General features: G+C 76.6%; 5 protein-coding genes. 4 read left to right on the top strand and 1 reads right to left on the bottom strand.

Going from position 1 to position 6,265, the window contains the following annotated elements:
- The first annotated feature begins 469 nt into the window (after positions 1–469).
- Genes ACFVUY_RS23850 through ACFVUY_RS23840 form a run of 3 tightly spaced genes read left to right on the top strand, consistent with a single transcriptional unit; the run spans position 470 to position 4,494 of the window.
- On the top strand, positions 470–1,849 hold the full coding sequence (locus tag ACFVUY_RS23850; protein ID WP_387732978.1) for a hypothetical protein: 1,380 nt from the start codon (positions 470–472) through the stop codon (positions 1,847–1,849).
- A gap of 57 nt (positions 1,850–1,906) precedes the next feature.
- Positions 1,907–3,214, top strand: a complete 1,308-nt coding sequence (locus ACFVUY_RS23845) for an AAA family ATPase (protein WP_387732975.1) — start codon at positions 1,907–1,909, stop codon at positions 3,212–3,214.
- A 47-nt stretch (positions 3,215–3,261) separates the two neighbouring features.
- Positions 3,262–4,494, top strand: coding sequence for a VWA-like domain-containing protein (locus ACFVUY_RS23840; protein WP_387732999.1), 1,233 nt, complete (start codon positions 3,262–3,264; stop codon positions 4,492–4,494).
- A 52-nt stretch (positions 4,495–4,546) separates the two neighbouring features.
- Here ACFVUY_RS23840 and ACFVUY_RS23835 read toward each other — a convergent pair whose 3' ends face one another.
- Positions 4,547–5,380, bottom strand: coding sequence for an NAD(P)H-binding protein (locus tag ACFVUY_RS23835; RefSeq protein ID WP_387687801.1), 834 nt, complete (start codon positions 5,378–5,380; stop codon positions 4,547–4,549).
- A 162-nt stretch (positions 5,381–5,542) separates the two neighbouring features.
- On the opposite strand from ACFVUY_RS23835, the gene ACFVUY_RS23830 reads away from it, so the two are divergent.
- Complete coding sequence (locus ACFVUY_RS23830) at positions 5,543–6,019, top strand: hypothetical protein (RefSeq protein WP_387732972.1); 477 nt, start codon at positions 5,543–5,545, stop codon at positions 6,017–6,019.
- Positions 6,020–6,265: the final 246 nt, after the last annotated feature.

Genomic DNA, 6,265 nt, shown 5'->3' with positions numbered 1-6,265 from the left:
AACCGGTCCGCCACCCGACGACCCGTCTTCCCCGTCCCACCGACCACCAGCACCACACCGGACTCGACCGCGAGATCCACCGCACCAGCCATCACAATCACCCTCACTCGGAGTAGGAACCTGTTCGGATCGTCGGACCGGCCGGGTTCCGTCAACCCTGCGCGTCCGTCCTCGTGTCCACCAGTCAAGGCCACTCCGGGCCGGCGAACCATAGCCTCCGCACTCAGCTCCATGCGCCAGCGTCTACGCCTCCGCGCGCGCCCTCCGCCCTCCACCAGAACACACCCGGGCCGCCCCGGACCACCCGTCTCGACCTGGCCTCCAGCGGCCCTTGAGCACCCGGCCGAGCCGCGGAACGGCCGGGCGGCGAAACGATGTGGCGGGCGGCGGAGCGGGGCGCTATGCTCCCGGCGATGACCACTCACGCTGTTCACAGAATGGGGGTCCCGTCCGCGAAGAGTGAGTGCTGATGCCCACTCACCCCGCGCACGGGAACGACTCCCGCCTCTCCTTCTGGCGGCGCGTACGCGAGTACGCCGTGCCGCCCTCCATGATCGAAACCGCCACCTCCCGCCGCCTGTCCGGCGACTGGGCCGGGGCCTGCGCCGCCGCCAATGTCGAGGTCGACTTCCGCCTGCGGGACGTCACCCGCGTCCACGGCCGGGAGATCGCAGACCTGGTCCGGGCGGATCTCCGTTGCCTGGCTCCGGAGTTGCTGCGCTGGCACCTGCCGAGATCCGCCCCCGACGGGCTGCTGCGGCCCGGGCTCACCGTGCCGCTGGCCCGGTACCCGGGCGAGCCGCCGGTCTTCCTGGTGGTCCGCACACCGCCCGGTTGGGCGGAGTACGGGCAGCGGGTCGGCCTGGAGCTCTGGGACGGCTCCGGGCACGACGCCCGGTCGCCGCACCCGCGGCCGCGTCCCGGCCGCCGGTTCCGCTACGACCTGCACCGGCACCTCTGGGACGCCGGGCGCAGCGCGGAGCTGGCCGTCCGCTCCGGCGCGGCGGATCCGCCAACAGGACTGCCAGGCAGGGACATCGGCGATCCGGCACTGCGCTGCGCCGTCGACCGCTGGGCCGCCGAGGCCGAGCTGCTGCTGCGCGCCGACGGCCTCCCCGCCGGGCCCGTCGTGGTGCGGCTCGGGCACCGGCGGCGGTTGCTGCTCCGGCCGGACGGGTCGACGGCGGAGGCCTCCGGGGACCTCTCGGGGCTGCCGCTGCTGCCCGATGCCGCGACCTGGGTGCCGCCCGACCTCGACCTGCTCCGCAGCGGTGCGATCGAGGCCGACCGGCTGCATCCGCTGGTCGCGGCCGCGCTGGCGCCCGGGCACCCGCCCGGCCCGTCCGCGCGGACCGGCGCCCCGCCCCCGGCCGAGCGGACGGTGGACTGCCGAGGGGCGCGCCACCGGATCGGGCCGGTCGACGGGGTGCTCGCCCCGCTCGACCACGACCCGGCCGAGCTGCGCCGCGAGGAGCTGCTCGCCGCCCTGTCCGGCACCCCGCTGCCCTGCCTGCGGGCTGTCGACCTGGCACACCGGAGCCCCGGCCAACTGGACGGTGTGCGCGAACGGTTGGACCACGGCGACTTCGCCGGGGCACTGGCCGTGGTCGAGGCCCTGCTCGGCCCGGAGGCGGTGCTGCGCGAGGGACCGCTGCGGGACGAACTGGCGGCGGCCGCGGAGCGGCGGATCGCGTACGGCCTCTATCGGTCCGGGCTGACCGGGCCCGAAATCGTCGACCACCCGTCGCCGCGCGTGCGGTACGGCTCGCTCCCGCACGGTCCGGGCTCCCGCCCCCGCCCGCGCCGCGGCTCGTTCCGCGCCCACCCGCGCCCCGCCTCCCTGCGCTGACGCCGGCACCCCGCCGTTCACCACCGAAGCCCTCTCCACACCTTGAGGTGATCACCCATGCCCGGAACCGCCCTCCTCGACGCTGCCCTCCTCGACGCTGCCGGCCCCGACGCCGCCGGCCTCGACACCGGCTCCGACCGCCCCGACACCGCCGGACCGGACTCCACCCGCCTCGGCACCGCCCGCCGACTGCTCGACCTGCTGTCCGACACCACCACCGAGCCGCGCGCCGACACCCAACTGGAAGCGCTCACCCTGGCCGTCGCCGCCGACCTTCCCGTCCTGCTCTGGGGCGAGCCCGGCATCGGCAAGACCGCCGCCCTCAACCAGCTCGCCGAGGCCCTGGAGCTGCCGCTGACCACGGTCATCGCCAGCGTCCACGAGCCCTCCGACTTCTCCGGGCTGCCCATCGTCGGCGACGACCCGGCAGAGCAGGGCGTCCCGATGGCCCCGCCGGACTGGGCGGTGCGCCTGGTGCGGGCCGGGCACGGACTCCTGTTCCTGGACGAGCTGTCCACCGCGCCGCCCGCCGTCCAGGCCGCCCTGCTCCGGCTGGTCCTGGAACGGCGCATCGGCACGCTGCAACTCCCGCCCGGGGTACGGATCGTGGCCGCCGCGAACCCGCGCTCCTCGGCGGCCGACGGCTGGGAGCTCAGCCCGCCGCTGGCCAACCGCTTCGTCCACCTCCAGTGGGTGCACGACCACGAGGTGGTGGTGCGCGGCCTCGGCGGCGTCTGGCCCGTGGCCACTCTGCCCCGGCTCGACCCGCAGGCACTGTCGGCGGCCGTCGCACTGGCCCGGCGCTCGGTGTGCGGGCTGCTGACCGCCCGTCCCGAGCTGGTGCACCGGCTGCCCGCCACCGACACCCGGCGCGGCGGCGCCTGGCCGTCCCCGCGCAGCTGGGACATGACGCTGCGGCTGGTCGCCTTCGCGACCGCGGCCGGTTCCTCCCGGGAGGTGCTGTCGCTGCTGGTGCGCGGCGCGGTCGGCGACGGTCCGGGGCTGGAGCTGATGGCGCACATGGACCGGATGGACCTGCCGGACCCGGAGGACCTGCTCGCCGACCCGGGCGCCGCGATGCTGCCCGATCGCGGGGACCTGCGCCAGGCGGTGCTGGACGGGGTGGTCGCGGCGGTCCGCAACCGGCCCGACCGGACGCGCTGGGACGCGGCCTGGGCCCTGCTGGTCCGGGCGCTGGAGACCGGCGCGCCGGACCTGCTCGTCGTCCCGGCCACCACGCTGGCCTCGCTGCGCCGGGAGGACTGGGACGTGCCGGCGGCGATCGAACGGCTCGCCCCGGCGCTGGCCGTCTCCCGCCGGGCCGACCTCGTCGGTGCCCGGAAGCCCGGGGCGGTGCGGCCATGAGCGGCACGGCGACGGGCGCGGCGGCAGGCACGGCCGGCACGGCGATCATGCCGTCCGCGCCGTCCGCGCCGCTGGACGTCGAGAAGCTGTACGCCGCCCGGCTGCACGCCGCCCGGGTCCGGCCGTACCTGGCGACGGCACTGTTCGCGCTCCACCTGGTGGAGTCCCGGCAGGTGCCGACCATGGCCGTGGACCGGTACTGGCGCTGCTACGCCTCGCCGGCCTTCGTCGCCCGCACGCCCGTGGAACAGCTGGCCGGCGTCTGGGTGCACGAGGTCTCGCACCTGCTGCGCGACCACCACGGACGCGGCGACCGGATCGCCCGGGAGCTCGGCCTGGAGGGCCCGGCCGCCCGGCTGCGGATGAACATCGCCGCCGACTGCGAGATCAACGACGACGTGTACGGGGACGGACTGGCCCGCCCGGCCGGCGCCGTCCGGCCGGTGATGCTCCTGCTGCCGGACGGACTGCTCATGGAGGAGTACCTGCGCCGGTACCGCTTCCACCCGCGCAGCCTGCAGGCCGCCTGGCTGGAGTGCGGCAGCGGCGCCGACGGCCTGGACCGCCCGTGGGAGCTCGGCCCCGACGGCGCCCACGGGCTCACCGCCCAGGAGCGCGACGCCGTCCGCTTCCGGGTCGCCGAGGGCATCCGGGCCCGCCCCGGCACCGCCCCGGCCGGCTGGAAGCGCTGGGCCGAGGAGGCGTTCCACCCGCCGCAGCCGTGGCGGCAGTTGCTGGGCGCGGCCGTGCGCTCGGCGGTCTCGGGCCCCGGCGCGGGCGAGGACTACAGCTACGGCCGCCCCGCCCGCCGCTCGGCCGGGGTGCCGGGCGTTCTGCTGCCGAGCCTTCGGCGGCGCCCACCGCGGGTCTCGGTGATCATCGACACCTCCGGGTCGGTCTCGGACGAGGAGCTGGGCAGCGCACTGCTGGAGGTCGCGGCGATCGGCCGGGCTGTCGGCGGCCGCCCCGACCAGGTCACCGTGGTCCCCTGCGACGCGGCTGCCGAGGCCGTCCACCGGCTCTGCCGGGCCGAGGGCATCCCGCTGATCGGTGGCGGCGGCACCGACCTGCGCACCGGCTTCCGCACCGCCCTGCGCGGCCACCCCCGCCCGGACGTGGTGGTGGTCCTGACCGACGGCCAGACCCCGTGGCCCTCCGCCGCCCCGCCCTGCCGCACCGTGGTCGGCCTCTTCCCGAGGCCGGTCCGGTACAACGAGAACCGGCCGGACTACCGGCCGGACACCCCGCCGGAGTGGGCCCGGGTGGTGACCATCGGCTGAGCGCCGGGGCTGCGGGCCGGGCGGGGCGTGCCCGGTACGGGCGGGGGGATCGTCAGCGGAAGGCGGCGACGTTCTCGGCGACCCAGTGGTGGAACGGCCTGGCGGGGGATCCGGTGACCCGCTCGACGGTGTCGCGCACCTCCATCAGGCCGTCGTTGACGTCCCCGCCCGTCAGGTCGAGCACCGCGTCCGCCGCCTCGGCTCCCAGGACCTCGGCCAGCTCCCGCCGGGCCTCCGCCCGGCCGATCACCGCGAGGGGCACGGCCCGCCCGAGGGCCGCCGCGATGGCCGCCACCTGCTGCCGGGCCGTCACCCGCTCCGGCCCGGTCAGCGCGTACACCCGTCCCCGGTGGCCAGGCCCGGTCAGCGCCACCCGCGCCACCGCCGCGACGTCCGCCGGGTGGATCGTGGGCAGGCCGGTGTCCGCGTACGGCACGCGGACCGTCCCCCGCTCACGGATCGCCGACGCCCACCACAGGGCGTTGGAGGCGAACTGGGTCGGCCGCAGGACCGTCCACGCCATGCCGCTGCCCCTGACCAGCCGCTCGACGTCGGCGTTCTCCCGGGCGGGGCCCAGGTGCGGATGCGTCTCGACGGTGACGGACGACACCAGCACCACGTGCTCGACGCCGGCGCGGCGGGCGGCGTCGAGGATCCCGGCATCGGAGCCGATCCGCGACACCAGGAACAGCGAGCGCACCCCGTCGAGGGCGGGCGCCAGGGAGGCCGGGTCGGCGAGGTCGCCCTCACGCACCTCCACGCCCTCGGGGAACCGGGCCCGGGCACCGTCCCGGGTGAGGCCCCGCAGGGGGCCGGCCCCGAAGGCCCGCAGCTCCTCCAGCAGGGAACGTCCGATGTTGCCGGTGGCTCCGGTCACGAGAATCATGCGGTCTCTCCTGTCGCCCGACGATCGATCGGGTGAAGGCTAGAAGCTCAAGCCGACTTCAGGTCAAGGAGGCCGCCGACGGCGGCGCCGGACCCGCCCTCCACCGGCCGTGCGATCATCGGGCGGGCAAACGGCCACGACAGGACGGAAGAGGGAACCCCGGTGAGCGAGACAGCAGCGGCCGGTGCGGACGGCTTCGAGCCGGACGAGCACGTGCGGTTCGCACGCTACCGCCGGGCCTTCGCGGACGTGGCTCCGGAGGACGCGGCCGCCCTCGCGGCCCGGGTGCTCACCGACCCCGATCGCCCGATGGCGAGCTGCGCGGTCTGCGAGTACGTGGACCGGCGCGCGGCGGAACTGCTGACGGACCCGGGCTTCCCGGCCTGGCGGCGTGAGCTGGCGGGCGTCGTGGCCACCGACGCGTTCACCGCCCGGCGCCTGCGGAACTGGGCGCTGCTGCGGGCGACGGCCCTGGACGAACCGTGGGAGGAGGAGCAGCTGCTCGCGGCGGAGAACTGGCTCCAGGGACGCCTCGCCGAGGAGTCGTCCGACCGGGCCACGCTGGGCCTGCTCGCCGGGAACGGCCGCACCCGGCGCACCCGCAACATCGCCAACTCCCGTCTGCGGCAGCTCCGGTAGCGGGCGGAGGGGCCGGCCGGAGGGGCTGGCCGGGCATGGTGCGCCGGTTACCGTCGACGCCGTCATGGCCGTCGGCCTCGACGCGCGGGCGGCGGTGCGGTGGCCCGGGGTGCCCTGACCGTAGGTCCCGCGGGAGGGTCGAGTGGCTGCTGAAGCGGCACGGTCGCGGGGGGGGGAGGGCTGCCGCGCCCCCGAGCGCGGGGGGCATCGGGCCATTGCCGCCAGGGAGCGGCGGCAGACGTCCCC

This window comes from Kitasatospora sp. NPDC058063, from assembly GCF_042885395.1.
Taxonomy (GTDB): domain Bacteria; phylum Actinomycetota; class Actinomycetes; order Streptomycetales; family Streptomycetaceae; genus Kitasatospora; species Kitasatospora lactacystinica.
This window is presented reverse-complemented; position numbering and strand designations above follow the sequence as displayed.